Below are 1,161 nucleotides of genomic sequence, written 5' to 3'. Positions count from 1 at the left end.
GGCCGGGGCGGTGCGGCGGGTCAGACCGCCGACTGGGCGGGCACGCCGCGCAGGTGGATCCAGCCTTCGGTCTTGAGCTTCTTCACCCGGCAGCTGATGGGCTCGTACTCGGCGGGGTTCACGTAGCCGGCGCCGTGGGTGATGACGGACTCGAAGACGAACTGCGACGCGATGAAGCCGAGGTCGGCGCCGGTCGCGGCGAGGCGTTCCTTGAGGGGGCGCGCGTCCAGGAGCCGCGCCGTGTGGATGAGGGCGAAGCCGGTCACGCCCGGCGGGTCGGGCATCACGGGCCCGACGTCGGCCGCGACCCTGAGCTGGATGTGGACGGCGCTGCTCGACCGCTGGTTGTGGCGGCGCAGCCGGACGGCGAGGGCGGCGATCATGGGGTCGACGACGGTGGCGGTCGGTACCTCGGGAGGCACGACGATCAGCGCACCGTCGCCGCGGTCCTCGGTGTGGCAGGCCTGCCAGGGGACCAGCGACTCCTCGAACGCCTCGCGCAGGACGGCGTACATGGCGCGCCGCATTTCGAGGCGGTCCACGTCGTTGCGGTGGGGCGCGCTGAACCCGACGATGTCGGTGTAGACGATCGTGCAGTTCGGTCCCGGCCAGGACGGGCCGGCCGGGACCGGCATGGGCTGCGTCGGCGCCGCATGCGGCGGGACACCGGCGGCCGTTCCCGGGGGGCCCGGCCAGGCCGCACCACCCGACACCCGCCCTGTGTACGCCGATCCGCCGGCGGCCGCGGGGTCCGGCACGTAACCCATCTGCGGGTAACCCACCGGCGCCGGCCCGGCCCCGTAGACCTGCCTGGACGTCAGGTGGGGCTGTGCCGGGGGCGCGTAGGCCTGCGTGGACGTCGGGTTGGCCTGTGCTGGGACCGCGTAGGGCTGCGTGGACGTCAAGTGGGGCGGCGCTGGTGCTGCGTCCGGCCGTGTCGAAGTCGTGTAGCTCTGCGCTGAGGTGGTGTAGGGCGGCGCGGATGTCAGGTGGGGCGCCGCGGGCGTCGTGTTGGGCTGTGCCGGGGGCATGTAGGGCGGCGCGGACGTCAGGTGGGGTGGTGCTGGGGCTGCGTCTGGGCGCGTCGTGGTCGCGTAGTACTGCGTCGGCGCCGGGGCCGGGGCTGGCGCCGCGTAGGGCGGCGCGGGGGCCAGGTAGGGC

At 74.4% G+C, this 1,161-nt stretch carries 1 protein-coding gene; it reads right to left on the bottom strand.

Annotation, left to right across the window (positions count from 1 at the left end; genetic code table 11):
* Positions 1-20: 20 nt before the first annotated feature.
* A partial coding sequence (locus E1285_RS45100; protein WP_207947321.1) for a hypothetical protein occupies positions 21-1,161 on the bottom strand: 1,141 nt, incomplete at its 5' end.

The organism is Actinomadura sp. 7K507, from assembly GCF_004348425.1.
Lineage (GTDB): Bacteria > Actinomycetota > Actinomycetes > Streptosporangiales > Streptosporangiaceae > Spirillospora.
Note: the sequence above shows the minus strand (reverse complement) of the source record. Positions and strands in the feature narration are given on the sequence as shown.